This window comes from Chloroflexota bacterium (assembly GCA_018825785.1).
GTDB lineage: Bacteria > Chloroflexota > Dehalococcoidia > JACVQG01 > JAHKAY01 > JAHKAY01.
Window position 1 is genome coordinate 1 of record JAHKAY010000009.1, and the last position, 14,128, is coordinate 14,128.

The following is a 14,128-nucleotide window of genomic DNA, read 5'->3' on the forward strand; positions in this document are numbered from 1 at the left end:
CACGCCGTGTCGGCCTCCCGCGAAGCCCCACTGGCTTTGCCTGCCGCCACGGCTAGTGCAGACTTTCCGTCCTCGCCCCGGGCCGCGGCGTGCCTCTTGAGAGCCGCCAGCCTCAGCCTCAAGCGCCTGGCACGTGCCCGGGCAGTCGACGCTGGGCCGCCAGTCGGCTCGTGCTCTTGCGGCATCCCCATATGGGAAAAAGGTTCCTTATTCAAGTGAGCCCTCCAGATAGTGAACGCCGGATATGCCGTCGCACCACCCCTTTTTTGGCGGTCCCGGCTCCCCTTTGGCCGGCCCAGACGCTTGCCCTGGGCCACCGCCCTCCGCAGGCCAACCCGGGTCCGTTCACTGCGTCTTTCCCTCTCCCGCCGGGCTATGTCGGCCAGCAGGGAGATGATGGACTCCTAGAAGGGCAGTCGGGGGTCTAGGTACGGCTCCTGGTGGGAGTAAACCTTGACCCCCAGAGCATTCAGACGATGGATGTAAAGCAGGGTGGGGAGCGGCCCCTCCCTGGTGAGCCGGTCGAGGCTCCATATCGCCACGATGCCAAACTTGTGCCTTCCAGCATCTTCAAAGAGGTCGTCGAGGCGCTCCCGCCGCCGGGCACGAGAGGCGAAGTCCACATATTCCGCCACAACCGCATAGCCCTGCCCCTCAGCCCACCGCCGCAGCTCAAGAACCTGGTTCGCTGGCTCCTGGTCATCGGTCGACACCCTGGCGTAGATGGCCGCCTTCACCGGGGCAGCTTCCCTTGATGGACGGCCAGCCTCCGGGAGATGGTCCTCGGGCTGACCTCTACACCCCGCCCCCTCAGAACCCCAGCAATCGCCCGGATGCCTAGCCCTTCCTGGGATAGTCGGCATATCTCCTGGTCAACACCTGGCGTCGTGGCTGAAAGACGGCCTTCCCTGCAGACGTGGCGTCTCACACCACTCTTGGGGCCACAGGGGTTTTTGGCACGCTTGAGACCCCCTTCCTCAGCCTGATTCTTGACAACCCCGAGGCCGGACAAGGTGTTCAGCCATCTCGTCTCGAGACGATCAGTCAGTACCGGATAGGCGGACCAGGACAGGACCTCCCCGGGCCTCAGTTCCCGTGGCACCAGGACCAGGATAGGGAGACGGCCATGTGCCTGGTAAAAGCTAGCGACACCTTTCTCCAAGACTACGTCAACGCCGCAGGGGGCACCTAGTGGCTTCCTGCCGGCCATGATGGCGAAGGAGACCAGCTTATTCAGCTTCATCCCTCTCCGCAAGATGGCACGGGGCCGTAGGAGAAGGTCCTCACCCTGCATAGTGGGCACCATGTGGTCTCGCCACCCTTGCAGGCCTTTGGGACTGGGTGGTGGGGACAGAGGGGGCCCCCGAGCCTAACCCTCTCCAGGAGAACGGGGCTCCTGAAGAAGGTCATCCTACCGCAGCCCGCGCAGTGGGCGTAGTAGCCCTTGCCTGTCTCCTGGACAGGGGGCTCCGGCCCCGCAGGGGCAAGGGAGACTCAGACCTGATGCAGACCTCTTCAATCGATTTCCGCCTATTAGTCCATCAAACCATCAATCCATCTATCAGGCGACCTCTACTTGCCTAAGCCTTGGAGGACAACCTTGATTTTCTCCTCAAGGCTGGCACTCTGGGAGAACTGTGCCTGGGCCAGGGCCTGCTCTGCCTGCTTCCTCGGGATGCCCAAGCTGGCCAGGGCCAGCACTACGTCGCGAGCATCCCCCCCATTGCCCCCACCGGCCTGTGCGAGAATGGGAAGAACTTGGCCTGCTGCCTGGGATAGGACCTTCGCCTTCTCCAGAACCTGGAGCGCGCTTGGGTCGAGGAGCCTCTGCAGGCCCACCTTCTTCTCGGCCAGCGCCCAGAGGAAGCCTAGGAAAGCATCGGGCACCCTCCACTCCCTCCCCATGAAGTCGTAGACCGTCTCCCCCTCCCCCTTCTCCACCAGATGGGCCCCCCTGCCTCCAACTCCCCGTTCTTTAATGCCTTGGGCAGGGAGTCCAGGAGTGCCAGAGGGAAGTCAAAGTAGTCTGCATTTTCGGCTAGCGACCACCAGCACCCCACCCCTTCTTGCCAAGACGCCACCACGTAGATCTCTATGTCAACGGACAGGTGAGGAACAGTCTTCAGTGCCACCCTGAAGCGGGGGACCCCCAATACCCAGTGGCGGCTGGGGTGGGTCAGGAGCCGCTCTTCCGCAACTAGCCTGTCTATAGACTTCGACGTCCGCTGCCGCAGGGCTAGCTTCTGCAGTAGCGCCGGATAGGCGCACCAGGTACACATCCTGGGGTTCACGTCCTTTGCCAGGCCTGCTAGGACGGTTCCGATGGCCTCGGTGTAGCTTCCCGTGGGCGCGGTCCACTCAGCCAATGTATCGCTCCACACGAGCCCCTATCTCTTTCTGTAGCTTCTCTAGGTGGACCTCGTGGAGCCTGTGGGTCAGGGCCGCTACTTCGTCAGCGCTCATATCTTTGACCTCCTTGTCCACCAACACCTCCCAGCGGCGGACGGTCGACCGAAGGGTCTCTACCTGGCGGCGATACTCCACGATGGCTTTCTGCCACCCCTCCTTCTCTCTTCTCAGGGAGGCATTCTCCTGGGCTAGTGCCTTGTTTTGGCCACGCAGCCTCTGGTTCTCAGCACTCAGCTTCCGAGCAATGGCCTCCAGCTCTTCCTCCCTGCCCAGGTAGAAGAGGGCGGCATTCTTGTGGGCTTGAATCTGGCTAGTCATGGCCTCCGCTTTTCCTGCTCCGGTCTTTTCTCCCTCGCAGTAGTCGTTCAGCTTCATCTCAGCCCGGCCCAGCCTAAGCCCCCTCCCGGCGGGGGGAGCTCGCCCTCGCCAGGTCTAGCCTCTGGCAGATAGGGATAGAGATTTGCAGCAGAGCCGCTTGTTTGAGCCACTACCGTTGGGGTAGAGTAGTAGGGCAAGCGGAGGTGCCATGGGGACAATATTGTTTCTCCTGTTCGCTATCATTCCCGCTGTGCTGGCGAACCTGCTTGCCAAGTGGGCTAGGGGCGGACGGAGACAGTTCTTCGGAATGCTCATGATGGCATTGGGGAGTTCCACAGCCTGGCTGGGCTATCAACTTGGGTTCGTAGTGTCCGAGGAGTTACAGGGCTCGCAAGTCGTCATGACCACCTTCCCTGCAGCTGGTGTACTTGGGGTGGTTGTGGGCATAGGTATCGTCTTGTGGGGACTATACGTATGGTCATCCAAAGCGACGCCTGAATCTGAAGGAGTCAAACAGGGGACCAAGACGGAGCCCAAGGCACAAGCCTCTACAGATGCGGAGGCCAAGCCGAAGCGGAAGCGTAGTTGAGGTGGGAAATAGCGGTACATAGTTAGACAGTCAACCGGTGAAATCCGCAGGCAGTCGGGACCGGCAGGGCCACCCAAGAATATGGCCAGAGGTTGCTCTGAGATACACCCGTTTTGGGGCGGCAGACGTGGGCACCGCCTGACGCTGGACAATGCCCGAAGGTTCATTCCCAAAACCACCGACTTGTTCCAGAGGGTCCGACGACGTACACATAAGTACAGTGGTATAATCCTCTAAGGTGGCATACTGCTCTACAGGGGGGTTCAGAAATGTTAAGCGCACGGAATCAGTTCAGAGGTGCAATCAAGTCGGTGAAGCTGGATGGAGTCATGGCCGAGGTGGTAGTGGCAGTGGGAAATATTGAGGTAGTCTCCCTTATCAGTCGTGCCTCAGCCGAACACCTGGGACTGAAGGTCGGCGACGAGGTAACCGCGGTAATCAAGGCTACGGAAGTAATGGTGGCCAAAGCCTGATACGGCGCCGTGAGCCCGCCCTCGCCAAGTCTAGCCTCTGGCGGATAGGGATGCAGATAGGGATATTGTTTTCACCAGCTCTGGCTCCCTCTCCACTTCACATCAGCAAAGAGGGGCGCTTGTACACTGGCACGGCAGCCTATTCCCTGACAGGCCCGGCTTCCGATGGCAGGCGCTGTTGCAGCGCCTGAACCAAGTTCTTCATGTCCCGGGCGTTCCTCACGCCGTAGTCAGCATAACAGTTGTTGAAGAGGTGACTTCGGCCACAGGCGCGACGCTCGACTCGAACCCCTGATTTCCGGCTTGAAAGGCCGACGTCCTAGGCCACTAGACGATGGGGGCCGGAGAGAGTATACCAGCCCCCCTGGCATGGGGCAACAAAAAAAGAGAGAAGAGCGCTCGGCCATCCGGCCTCCCACCCTTCAATTAAATAGTATACCACATTTTTAGGTCATTTGTCAAGTTTCAGATTGGGGATGTCTGTTCGGTCACGGTTGATGCCTCATAGGAAGTTGGGTATCCTCTCTTTATTTGCGGATGCTCTTGCTGGTCATCTAATAACGGCTCGCATACTTGACCCAAGAGTAAAGCAAAGTAGTAGAATATTGCCATGTCAATATTGCTTTCTATCTTCTTTTGGTGGTGGCGCATAATGTTTGCTGCCTCCTTGTTGGTTGGTGGCTTGGGGTTCATATATGACGCTATACAGACCAGGTCTGTTTTGGGTCTATCTTGGTTTCAATTGTCCTTTGCGCTATTTGGCATATCGTCTCTGATAGTCCTTGGCCAGTTGTCTTTTCGACTCCGCCAATTGGAGAGTAGGAAACCCGTGATGCGCGTTTGTGGGTGTGAAAACGAAAGGGCACCATTGGTGAACAGGGCTACTGGGCAAGTAATCGGCACCCCTGATTTCACTCACGCAGTTTTCGCTAACGACCCGCCGATGTCAACTAGGGGCGCCATGGCGGAGAAGGTTGTTGCTCACATCGAGTTCTTCGACACCTCGCGCTCCAACTTGATATTCCCAGCAATGGTCGGGAGATGGTCAGAAACACCCGAAAGAGCACAAGTAGGTCCTAGAGTTGTTGAGACGAATCAAGTAGATATTGCTCCAAACGCGATGCCTCGTCGCCTAGACATCGTGCTAAAGTACCAAGCTGAGGCTGACTGTTATGGCCTCAATAATGACACACCGCAGCGAGCTCCTTCAGGGTGGCGTGATATGGCAAGAAGGATGCCTCCTGGTAGGTACGCTGTGAGGATACGCCTTCGTGGAGTTAATGTAGATAGCATGTTCTGGTTTAGTCTTGAAAATGGTGGTCTTGGTCAGCAGGTCAGCCTGCAACCTGCCTCCTGATGAGAGCCATTTGCCACTTTTGAGGAACCTCAGCAAGGGCTCTTGTTCCCTATCCGTTGACGGATTAGGAGTTGCTTGTCTATCCCTTTCTGGTAGTATGGCAACCCCTTTCTGTCATTCTGAGCGACGCGAAGAATCTCGGAGATTCCTCGTCGTCCCGATGAATCGGGACTCCTCAGAATGACGCCGTCTGTCATGGGAATAGCGCTGGGGCTTCCAGGCCGAGGGTTTCGGGGAGGCCCAGCATCAGGTTCATGTTCTGGACGGCCTGCCCCGCCGCCCCCTTTACCAGGTTGTCTATCGCCGAGAGGACAATGAGCCGGCCCGTCCTGGGGTCCAGGGTGGGGTGGACAAGACAGAGGTTGCTCCCCAGGGTGTGCTTGGTGTGGGGAGAGGAGTCCACCACCCGCACAAATGGCTCCCCCCGGTAGAACCGGCGGTAGAGCTCCAAGAGGTCCTTCTCCCCTTTTTCATCGGCGGGGAGCTTGCCGGGTATCAGAGAGGCATAGCAGGTAGCGAGGATGCCCCGGGTCATGGGGACCAGGTGAGGCACAAAGGTAATCCGCAGGGGCTCCGGGGAGAGGGGGTTGAGCTCCTGGGCCATCTCCGCCAGGTGGCGGTGGCCCTCCAGGGCATAGGCCGAGACATCCTCGTTGGCCTCGGCGAAATGGATGTTGAGGCTGAGTGCCCGCCCCGCCCCGGAGACCCCCGACTTGGCATCAATGATAACCGTGGTGCTGATGAGGCCCTCCTTGAGGGCGGGGGCCAGGGCCAGGATGGCGGCGGTGGGATAGCACCCCGGGTTGGCCACAACCCGGGCCTTTTTTATATCCCCCCGGTGGAGCTCCGGCAGGCCGTAGACCGCCTCGGGGAGGAGCCCGGGGGCAGGGTGTTTCGTCTCATACCACCTCTCATACTCCCCGGCATCCTTCAGGCGGAAATCGGCGCTGATGTCCACCACCTTGATTCCCTTTCTTATGTAAGGCAGAAGGGCCTCGGCGCTGGCCTTATGGGGAAGGGCGGAGAAAAGGAAGTCCACCTCCCCTGGTTCCTGGGTGATGGGCAGGTCAAGGGCAAGAAGGTGAGGGAGGGCCTGGGCAAGGGTCTGCCCTGCCAGGCCCCGGCCGGTGACGGAGGTGAGCCTCACACGGGGATGGCGGGAGAGGAGGCGCGCCAGCTCCATCCCGGCGTAGCCGGTAACATTGATGATGCCTACCCGTGGTTCCATCGTCAGACCCTTTCCATAACCTGCTCTCTTTTGACTACGGGATAGAATACACCATAGCTGGGACAGATGCTATTCACCGGGCAGAGGGGACAGCGGGGTTTTCTTGCCCGGCATATCCTTCTCCCGTGCTCCAGGAGGTAGAGGTGAAAGGGATAGAAACCAGCCGGGGGGACAATGGCCTCCAGGAGCTCGTGGGCCTTCTCCCGGCCGGTGCCGGGGGGGAGAAGGCCCAGCCGGACGGCTACCCGGTGGACATGGGTATCCACGGGCAGGGCGGGCTTCCCCAAGGAGAAGAGGAGCACCACCGCCGCCGTCTTGGGGCCCACCCCCGGCAGGGAGCGGAGCCAAGCCCGGGCCTCCGCCGTGGGCAGGGCCCTGAGGAACTCCAGGTCCGGCCTCCCCCTCCTTCTCTCTATCTCCTGCAAAATGGCCTTTAGCCTGCTCGCCTTTATCCGGGCCAGGCCCCCCTGCCTTATGGGCCGGGCAATCTCTACCTCAGAGGCCCCGGCCATCTCCTCCCAGGAGGCAAAACGCCTTTTCAGGGCCTCAAAGGCAGGATGCGAGTTCCTGTCAGAGGTATTCTGGGAAAGGACCGTAAGGACCAGCTCGGTCAGCGGGTCAAAGCGGCTGGGAGGGGGGAGAGAGCCGTATTCCCTCGCCAGTCGGGCCATGAGCTCGGATATGTTCACAGGCCCTTCAGGTGGCAGGTATCGTTGATGAGGAGGGCCGAGGGCCGGCCCAGGCGAAAGTCAAAGACGCTTATGGCCGCCAGGTCCTGCTCCACCTGCCAGAAGCGGGAGTTCTCCAACCCCAGGAGCGCCAGCACCAGCACCTTGCAGACCACTTTATGGGAGACCAGGACCACCGTTTCCTCGGGGTGCTTCTCGCGGACCAGGGCGACCGCCGCCTCCACCCTCTCCCTCACCTCCGCCAGCCCCTCCCCACCCGGGAACCTCGCCCGGTGCGGGGCCTCCTGCCAGAGCTTGAAGAGCCCGCCGTCCTTCCGGGCCCCCTCGTCCAGGGTGAGGCCCGTCCAGTCGCCGAAGTCCATATCTATGAGCTGAGGAAGGGGCACTGCCTCGAGGCCCAGTTCCTGACTGATGATTCCCGCCGTCCTGGCCGTCCTTTCCAGTGGGCTGGCATAGATAGCCCTGGGCTGGTAGCGGGGCAGGCTTCTTGAGGCGGCCCGGGCCTGCTCCACCCCCACCCCATCCAGCCCGATATTTGCCCGGCCCCGGAAGCGCTCCACCCGGTTCCACTCGGTGCGGCCGTGGCGGACCACCACCAGATAGTGTTCCATCGCTCCCCATTCTATCACATGCCTTCTCTTTGTTGACAGGGCGATTGCCCATAGGTAAACTTGCTTTAGATGACCGCGTCTCGTGAGCTTCTGGAGCATGCCCTGAAAGGCGTGAAGGCCGACTACGCCGAAATCCGCCTGGAGGAGGCCGAGGCCAGCAACATCCGCTACCGGGGGCAGGAGGTGGAAGAGGCAGGCATCTCCTCCAGCCTGGGGGGAAATGTCCGGGCCCTGGCAAAGGGAGGTTGGGGCCTTGTCTCCTTCAACGACCTCCCCCAGCCGCAACAGCTCCGGGAGAAGGTGGACCTGGCAGTGAGGCAGGCCCGCTTGGCCGGTAGGGAGGAGTCCCGCCTGGCCCCCACCCCCACGGTGGTGGAAAGCCTCCAGGATAAGCCCAACCCCAATCCCCTGACTATCCCCCTGGCCCAAAAGAAGGAGCTCCTGGACCAGTACAAAGAAATCATCCTGTCCACCCCCGGTATCACCACCTCCATCGTCGCCTATAGCGACGGCTGGAAGCGGACTGTCTTTGCCAGTTCCCAGGGGAGCTATGTGGAGCAGGCCCGCTCCGATGTGGGCCTCCAGATGCTGGCGGTGGCCCGGGATGGGGGTGAGGTGCAACAGGCCAGCCTTTCCGTGGGGAGCCGGGGGGACTTCCCCCAAATAGCCCACCTCCACCACCAGGTGAAAGAGATATCGCAACGGGCGGTGGAGCTCCTCTCCGCCCCCCGGGTAAAGGGGGGCGAATACACCGTGGTCCTGGACCCCGTCCTGGCGGGGGTCTTCGTCCACGAGGCATTCGGCCACCTCTCGGAATCGGACTTTGTCTATGAAAACCCCGGGCTCCAGGAGATAATGGTCCTGGGCAAGCGCTTCGGGGAGGGCATCCTGAACATCGTGGACGATGCCACCATCCCCGGGCTAAGGGGGAGCTACAAGTATGATGACGAAGGGGTCCCCGCCCGCAAGAACTACCTCATCCGGGAGGGCATCCTGGTGGGCCGGCTCCACTCCCGGGAGACGGCGGGAAGGATGGGGGAAGGCCTTTCCGGCAATGCACGGAGCGCCTCCTACCGCTTCCCCCCTATTGTCCGTATGTCCAACACCTTCATAGAGCCGGATACGGCCAACCTGGATGACCTCCTGGAAGGCATAGAAGAAGGGATATATGCCCGGAACTGGCACGGCGGGACCACCAGCATGGAAATGTTCACCTTCTCCGCCGGTGAGGCCTTCATGATAAGAAAGGGGAAGATAGCCGAGCCCATCCGCCCGGTGGTGCTCACGGGGAATGTCTTTGCCACCCTGGCCCTGATTGACGGGATTGCCCGGGACCTGGACATGAACCAGGGGGGAGGCTGCGGCAAGGGGGACCAGTCTCCCCTCCCCGTCAGCAACGGCAGCCCCCACATCCGCATCCGGAAGTGCCTGGTGGGGGGAAGATGATAGAGTCCCTCCTCTCCCGGGCAAAAAGGGAGGCCCAGGAGGCCGAGGTCTATGAGGCCACCCTGGAAGAGACCACAGCGGCCTTTGAGACCAACCGCCTCAAGCACCTCCAGACCCGCTCCAGCCATCTCCTGGCATTGAGGGTGGTCAAGGATGGCCATACCGGCCATGCCCTGACCATGGGAGGGAAGGGAGACCTGGTGGCCCGGGCCCTGGAGGCCTCCCCCTTTGGCCCCCCCACCCACTTCCATTTCCCCCAAAGCATCGCCTCATCCTCCCTCCAGGTCTATGACCTCGATGGGGAAAGGATGGGGCTGGAGGCCATGGTCGGAGTGGGGGAGGAAGTTATCGGGAGGCTCCTGAACCACACCCCGGGGCTCCAGTATAGTGCCCGGGTGGTCAGAGGAAGCCTTCACATCCGCCTCCTCAACTCTTGGGGGGCAGAGGCCAGCTACCAGAAGAGCTACTCCGGCCTGGAGGTGGAAGGGGTCCTGGTGAGGGGGACAGACATGCTCTTTGTGGGGGATAGCTGGTCCTCCTGCCACCCCGTCAAGGACATCTCAGCCCTGGCCCGGGAGGTGATAACACAGCTGGACTGGGCCCGGGAGCTGGCCCCAAGCCCCCGGGGCCCCCTGCCCGTCATCCTCTCCCCCCGGGGTGTCTCAAGCGCCTTCTCCCTGCCCCTTAGCCTGGCCTTCAATGGCCGGGTGGTCCTTCAGGGGGCCTCCCCCCTGGCCCAAAGGCGGGGGGAAAGGGCTTTCTCCCCGGGTTTTGACCTCTGGGACGATGCCACCCTCCCCTTCCAGCCCCGCAGCCGCCCCTGGGACGACGAGGGGGTCCCCTCCCGGCGGGTCCCCCTAGTGGAGAAGGGGGTTGTGGCCGGGTTCCTCTACGACCTCCAGACCGCCGGCCAGGCAGGCGCAGAGAGCACCGGCTCCGCCACAAGAAGCCTGGGGGCCCTTCCCTCCCCCTCCCCCTCTTCCCTCATAATAGGGGAAGGGACCAGGACCATGGAGGAGATGATAAGAGGCCTGAGGGAAGGGCTCCTGGTGGAACAGCTTATGGGAGCAGACCAGGGGAATGTCCTGGGGGGGGACTTTAGCGGAAATGTCCTTTTAGGGTATAAAATAGAGGGGGGGGAGGTGGTGGGCAGGGTGAAGGATACTATGGTATCAGGAAATATGTATTCCTGTCTCAAAGAGGGAGTAGAGGTGGGAAGGGGGGCCCGCTGGGTGGATGGGGGCCTCTATTCCCCACCTATACTTCTCCCCCACCTCTCGGTGTCCACCGGAGGCTGAAGAATGATGACCCTGGAGAAGCTCCTCACCGAACTTGGGGACGAGAACAAGAACATCCTGGCCAGCCATCTGGTACACCTTTCCGACCTCCCTTCCCAGGAGCTGGAGGCCTTCGCCCGGGCCTGGGAGAAGACGGCCACCCACCGCCGCCACCAGCTTGTCAGCCACCTGGTATCCCTGGCCGAGGACAACTCGGAGCTCAACTTCGACACCATCTTCCGCGTCATCCTCGGCGACCCAGACGCCGAGGTAAGAAATAAGGCCGTGGAAGGCCTGGCCGAGTGTGAGGACCCCCAGTTCATTGAGCCCCTCCTGGAGCTAGCGCAAAGGGACACGAGTGAAGAGGTGAGGGCAGCCGCTATCTCCGCATTAGGCCATTTTGCCCTTCTCGCCGAGCTCCAGAAGATAAGGCCCAAGTATGGGCTCCGGATCATGGAGGCCCTCATCGCCCTCATCCGGGACCAGGACCAGCCCCTTGCCGTCAGACGCCGGGCGGTGGAGGCGGTGGCCCCCCTCAGCCAACCCGAGGTAAAGAAGGCCATCACCGAAGCCTATCTCAGCCCCCTGCTCCCCTTGAAAGTCAGCGCCCTCTATGCCATGGGCCGGAACTGTGATAGCCAGTGGCTCTCCATCTTGCTCCCGGAACTGCGGAGCCCGGTGGTCGAAATACGCTATGAGGCGGCGGGGGCCCTGGGCGAGCTAGGAGATGAGGCAGCTATCCCCCATCTGGTCCCCCTCTGCTACGATGAAGATGTCCAGGTCCGGGAGGCGGCTGTCCGGGCCCTGGGAAGAATAGGCGGCCCGGAGGCCAGGCTGGCCCTGCGGCAGTGCCTGCAACAGGCAGACTCCAGGCTCCGCCAGGCCATCCAGGAAGCCACCACGGAGTTGGAGGCCCTGGAAGACCCCTTTGAGGGGTAACAACCTGCCTGTTGAATATCCCGTATCCTCAGGGGGGGTAGTGCTGCGTCGCTCCCTGCAGGGGGTAGAGGTCCTCCTCTGCGGCCAGATGAAAACACCCCTCCTCTGGGGACTGCCCAAGGGCACCCCCAACCCGGGGGAGAACCTGGAGGAGACCGCCCGCCGGGAGGTGACAGAGGAGACCGGCCTCCAGGTGGAGGCGGGAAGAAAGATTGGCTCCATCCGCTACTGGTTTGTGAAGCGCGGGGTCAAGTATAACAAGACAGTCCACTTCTTCCTCATGGCCCCCAGGGGCGGCTCAATAGAGGACCATGACCCCGAGTATGATATCGTCCAGTGGTTCCCCGCTCCTCAGGCCCTTGGGACCCTCACCTACAAGAACGAGGTGGATATAGTTGAAAAGGCCCTGGCTCTCTTTGAGGAGGAAGGTGCTGAAGGGGAAAAGGGTCCACCTTCGACCTAAGAGCCTGGGGGACGCCCTCCAGGACTACACCTGGAACCGGGACCGGGAGCTGGCCCGCCTGGACGGAAGCCTGCCTCCTTCCATCGCTTTCAAGGATTACGTGGAAGCCTATGCCTTGGAGCTGAAGAGCCCCCTCCCCCGTAGGGAGCGTTTCGCCATTGAGACCCTGGAGGGGGTCCATATCGGCAACTGCATGTACTATGACCTGAACAGGGAAAAGGGGGAGGCGGAGGTGGGTATCCTCATCGGTGACAGAAGATATTGGGACCAGGGCTATGGCACCGAGGCCATGGACCTGCTCCTGGACCTCCTCTTCAACAGCACCTCGGTGAACAAGGTCCGCCTGCATACCCTGGGGTGGAACTATCGGGCCCAGCGGGCCTTTAAAAAGTGTGGTTTCAACCCTGCAAGGGCCCCACGTCAGGGTCAGCCCTTCCTCCTGATGGCTCTCTCCCGGGAGGACTGGGAGAAGAACTGCAGGACGGTCTAGCCCTTACCCTTTAGGGGGCCTTTGCAGTATCTCGTCCACAAGGCCATATTCCACGGCCTGCTCAGCGCTGAGGTAAAAGTCCCGGTCGGTATCGCGGGCTATCTTCTCCAGGGGCTGGCCGGTATGCTTGGTCAGGATATCCCTTATCCTGTCCTGGATGCGGAGGATCTCCTTGGCGGCGATGGCGATATCCGCCGCCTGCCCCTGGACCCCGCCAAAAGCCTGGTGCATATGGACGGTGGAGTTGGGCAGGGCATAGCGCTTCCCCTTGGCCCCCGCCGCCAGGAGCACCGTCCCCATGCTGGCCGCCAGGCCCACACAGATAGTAGAAACATGGGGCCGGACAAGTTGCATGGTGTCGTAGATGGCCAGCCCGGAGCTGATGATGCCCCCGGGGCAGTGGATATACATGCTGATATCCTTATCCGGGTCCTCCCTGTCCAGATAGAGGAGCTGGGCAACAATCAGATTAGCTATCTGGTCGTTGATGGGCAGGCCCAGAAAAACAATCCGCTCCTTTAGAAGCAGGGAGTAGATGTCATAGTATCTCTCCCCACGGGCACCTGATTCAGAGACCATGGGGATGATGTTCTGTGGATATTCCTTCATTTCGCCTCCTTTTCCCCGGTAGCAATAGCTACCAGCCTCTCCCGGGTTTTCCTCATGGCCAGGGCCTCCTTCAACGCCTGCCGGGGGCCGAGGGAGGCAAAAAGGCGTTTCAGCTCCGCCCTCCCCTCGGCGGCCCTCTCTGCCTCGGCCTCCACCTCCTCCTCCGAGACCTCTATCTTCTCCACCTCGGAGAGCCTACTCAGCACCAGGCTCCTCACCACCTGGCGGGCGGCGACGGGTCTTAACTCCTCCCGGGCCTTTTCCGGGGCCTCCCTGACCCCCTGCCGCTGGAGAAGCCGGTCCACCTGTTGCTCCACCAGGGCGGGGGGGTACTCCACCTGGGCCCCCGCCACCAGGGCCTCGGTGGCCTTCTCCTCCAGCTTCTCCCTGGCCTGGGCCTCCGCCCCGGCCTTAAGGCCCGAGGACAGGCTCCCTTTCAGAGAGGCCAGGTCAGGGAAGCCGGCCTCCTTGACCAGCTCCTCCAGGGGAAGGAGCTGTCTTTCCTTCACCTCCAGGACCTTCACCCGGAACAGGACCTCCCGCCCGCGGAGCCTGGGATTGGGATGGTCGGCGGAGATGGGGAGGGAAAACTCCCTCTCCTCCCCCTTCCCCGCCCCCAGGAGGTTTTCGGCAAAACCAGGCAGGGGGAAATTACCGGCCGGGTCCACCGTCATCTCCAGGGCCTTCTCGTTGACCACGACCTTGGCCGCCAGCTTGCCCACCACCCCCACCGCCACCAGGTCCCCCAGGGCTACCGGCCTCTCAACCGGCACCCAGGGCGACTTCTGCTCCCGCAACCCCTCCAGGGCCTTTTCCACCTCATCCTCCCCCACCGGGGGCACCTCCAGAGGGAGGCTGAGGGCCAGGTAGTCCCCCAGCTCCACCTTTGGGGGGAGGGAGACAACCGCCTTGAAGGACAGGGGGTCCTTTTTGAGGACTTCAATCTGGGGGTTGGCCACAGGCTGGATGTCCTTTTCTTTCAGGGCCTGCTCATAGGCCCAGGCCACCGTCTCCCCCAGGGCCTCATCCACCAGGGCCTCCCTCCCCAGCCGGCGTTCCACCAGCGAGCGGGGGGCCTTGCCCGGGCGGAAGCCGGGGAAAGAAACACGCCGGGCCAGGCGGCGGTAGGCCGCCTCCAGGGGCTTCTCCATCTCCTGGGCCTCCGTCTCCACCTGGAGCAGGAGCTGGCTATCGGGCATGGGCTCTGTTGAGACCTTCATCGCTGAAAGA

17 protein-coding genes are annotated in these 14,128 nt (G+C 61.7%); 8 read left to right on the top strand and 9 right to left on the bottom strand.

What is annotated here, in order from left to right; genetic code table 11:
* Positions 1-404: 404 nt before the first annotated feature.
* The 4 genes from KJ624_02235 to KJ624_02250 form a co-directional block, all read right to left on the bottom strand.
* Complete coding sequence (locus tag KJ624_02235; protein MBU2008664.1) at positions 405-737, bottom strand: recombinase family protein; 333 nt, start codon at positions 735-737, stop codon at positions 405-407.
* Positions 734-1,243 (bottom strand): hypothetical protein, encoded by a 510-nt coding sequence (locus KJ624_02240; GenBank protein MBU2008665.1) that lies wholly within the window; start codon positions 1,241-1,243, stop codon positions 734-736. Before KJ624_02240 ends, KJ624_02235 begins: the two co-directional genes overlap by 4 nt.
* A gap of 329 nt (positions 1,244-1,572) precedes the next feature.
* Positions 1,573-1,941, bottom strand: a complete 369-nt coding sequence (locus KJ624_02245) for a hypothetical protein (GenBank protein MBU2008666.1) — start codon at positions 1,939-1,941, stop codon at positions 1,573-1,575.
* 417 nt (positions 1,942-2,358) lie between these two features.
* Entirely contained in the window at positions 2,359-2,784 is a 426-nt protein-coding gene (locus KJ624_02250; GenBank protein ID MBU2008667.1) for a hypothetical protein, read from the bottom strand.
* Between the two features lie 163 nt (positions 2,785-2,947).
* On the opposite strand from KJ624_02250, the gene KJ624_02255 reads away from it, so the two are divergent.
* The 3 genes from KJ624_02255 to KJ624_02265 all read left to right on the top strand — a co-directional run bounded on the left by KJ624_02255 (position 2,948) and on the right by KJ624_02265 (position 5,146).
* Positions 2,948-3,316 carry a hypothetical protein gene (locus KJ624_02255; protein MBU2008668.1) on the top strand — a complete coding sequence of 123 codons (369 nt, stop codon included), beginning with the start codon at positions 2,948-2,950 and terminating at the stop codon, positions 3,314-3,316.
* 269 nt (positions 3,317-3,585) lie between these two features.
* Positions 3,586-3,789 (top strand): TOBE domain-containing protein, encoded by a 204-nt coding sequence (locus KJ624_02260; GenBank protein ID MBU2008669.1) that lies wholly within the window; start codon positions 3,586-3,588, stop codon positions 3,787-3,789.
* 961 nt (positions 3,790-4,750) lie between these two features.
* A complete protein-coding gene (locus KJ624_02265; GenBank protein ID MBU2008670.1) occupies positions 4,751-5,146 on the top strand; it encodes a hypothetical protein in 396 nt (131 codons plus the stop codon).
* Between the two features lie 193 nt (positions 5,147-5,339).
* Here the strand turns inward: KJ624_02265 and argC are convergent, their stop codons facing one another.
* The 3 genes from argC to KJ624_02280 are packed head-to-tail and all read right to left on the bottom strand — an operon-like array spanning position 5,340 to position 7,674.
* Positions 5,340-6,374: an N-acetyl-gamma-glutamyl-phosphate reductase gene (gene argC, locus KJ624_02270; protein ID MBU2008671.1), complete on the bottom strand. Its 1,035-nt coding sequence runs from the start codon at positions 6,372-6,374 to the stop codon at positions 5,340-5,342.
* 2 nt (positions 6,375-6,376) lie between these two features.
* Entirely contained in the window at positions 6,377-7,045 is a 669-nt protein-coding gene (locus tag KJ624_02275; protein ID MBU2008672.1) for an endonuclease III, read from the bottom strand.
* A 14-nt stretch (positions 7,046-7,059) separates the two neighbouring features.
* Positions 7,060-7,674: a histidine phosphatase family protein gene (locus KJ624_02280; GenBank protein ID MBU2008673.1), complete on the bottom strand. Its 615-nt coding sequence runs from the start codon at positions 7,672-7,674 to the stop codon at positions 7,060-7,062.
* Positions 7,675-7,743: 69 nt separating this feature from the next.
* Here KJ624_02280 and KJ624_02285 point away from each other — a divergent pair, with 69 nt between their 5' ends.
* The 5 genes from KJ624_02285 to KJ624_02305 are packed head-to-tail and all read left to right on the top strand — an operon-like array spanning position 7,744 to position 12,289.
* Complete coding sequence (locus tag KJ624_02285) at positions 7,744-9,120, top strand: TldD/PmbA family protein (GenBank protein MBU2008674.1); 1,377 nt, start codon at positions 7,744-7,746, stop codon at positions 9,118-9,120.
* Positions 9,117-10,418: a TldD/PmbA family protein gene (locus KJ624_02290; protein ID MBU2008675.1), complete on the top strand. Its 1,302-nt coding sequence runs from the start codon at positions 9,117-9,119 to the stop codon at positions 10,416-10,418. The genes KJ624_02285 and KJ624_02290 overlap by 4 nt, the downstream gene beginning before the upstream one ends.
* 3 nt (positions 10,419-10,421) lie before the next feature.
* Complete coding sequence (locus tag KJ624_02295; GenBank protein MBU2008676.1) at positions 10,422-11,336, top strand: HEAT repeat domain-containing protein; 915 nt, start codon at positions 10,422-10,424, stop codon at positions 11,334-11,336.
* Positions 11,337-11,376: 40 nt separating this feature from the next.
* Positions 11,377-11,799 (top strand): NUDIX hydrolase, encoded by a 423-nt coding sequence (locus KJ624_02300; GenBank protein ID MBU2008677.1) that lies wholly within the window; start codon positions 11,377-11,379, stop codon positions 11,797-11,799.
* Positions 11,765-12,289, top strand: a complete 525-nt coding sequence (locus tag KJ624_02305) for a GNAT family N-acetyltransferase (GenBank protein ID MBU2008678.1) — start codon at positions 11,765-11,767, stop codon at positions 12,287-12,289. The genes KJ624_02300 and KJ624_02305 overlap by 35 nt, the downstream gene beginning before the upstream one ends.
* A gap of 3 nt (positions 12,290-12,292) precedes the next feature.
* Here KJ624_02305 and KJ624_02310 read toward each other — a convergent pair whose 3' ends face one another.
* Together KJ624_02310 and tig are read right to left on the bottom strand one after the other, a co-directional pair.
* A complete protein-coding gene (locus tag KJ624_02310; GenBank protein ID MBU2008679.1) occupies positions 12,293-12,898 on the bottom strand; it encodes an ATP-dependent Clp protease proteolytic subunit in 606 nt (201 codons plus the stop codon).
* Positions 12,895-14,118 carry a trigger factor gene (gene tig, locus KJ624_02315; GenBank protein MBU2008680.1) on the bottom strand — a complete coding sequence of 408 codons (1,224 nt, stop codon included), beginning with the start codon at positions 14,116-14,118 and terminating at the stop codon, positions 12,895-12,897. Before tig ends, KJ624_02310 begins: the two co-directional genes overlap by 4 nt.
* Positions 14,119-14,128 lie beyond the last annotated feature (10 nt).

Bases quoted from the DNA above. Each gene is read 5' to 3' on its own strand.
- KJ624_02240 (MBU2008665.1), bottom strand. From the start codon at position 1,243: ATGAAGCTGAATAAGCTGGTCTCCTTCGCCATCATGGCCGGCAGGAAG.
- KJ624_02250 (MBU2008667.1), bottom strand. From the start codon at position 2,784: ATGAAGCTGAACGACTACTGCGAGGGAGAAAAGACCGGAGCAGGAAAA.
- KJ624_02260 (MBU2008669.1), top strand. From the start codon at position 3,586: ATGTTAAGCGCACGGAATCAGTTCAGAGGTGCAATCAAGTCGGTGAAG.
- KJ624_02265 (MBU2008670.1), top strand. From the start codon at position 4,751: ATGGCGGAGAAGGTTGTTGCTCACATCGAGTTCTTCGACACCTCGCGC.
- argC (MBU2008671.1), bottom strand. From the start codon at position 6,374: ATGGAACCACGGGTAGGCATCATCAATGTTACCGGCTACGCCGGGATG.
- KJ624_02275 (MBU2008672.1), bottom strand. From the start codon at position 7,045: ATGGCCCGACTGGCGAGGGAATACGGCTCTCTCCCCCCTCCCAGCCGC.
- KJ624_02280 (MBU2008673.1), bottom strand. From the start codon at position 7,674: ATGGAACACTATCTGGTGGTGGTCCGCCACGGCCGCACCGAGTGGAAC.
- KJ624_02285 (MBU2008674.1), top strand. From the start codon at position 7,744: ATGACCGCGTCTCGTGAGCTTCTGGAGCATGCCCTGAAAGGCGTGAAG.
- KJ624_02290 (MBU2008675.1), top strand. From the start codon at position 9,117: ATGATAGAGTCCCTCCTCTCCCGGGCAAAAAGGGAGGCCCAGGAGGCC.
- KJ624_02295 (MBU2008676.1), top strand. From the start codon at position 10,422: ATGATGACCCTGGAGAAGCTCCTCACCGAACTTGGGGACGAGAACAAG.
- KJ624_02310 (MBU2008679.1), bottom strand. From the start codon at position 12,898: ATGAAGGAATATCCACAGAACATCATCCCCATGGTCTCTGAATCAGGT.
- tig (MBU2008680.1), bottom strand. From the start codon at position 14,118: ATGAAGGTCTCAACAGAGCCCATGCCCGATAGCCAGCTCCTGCTCCAG.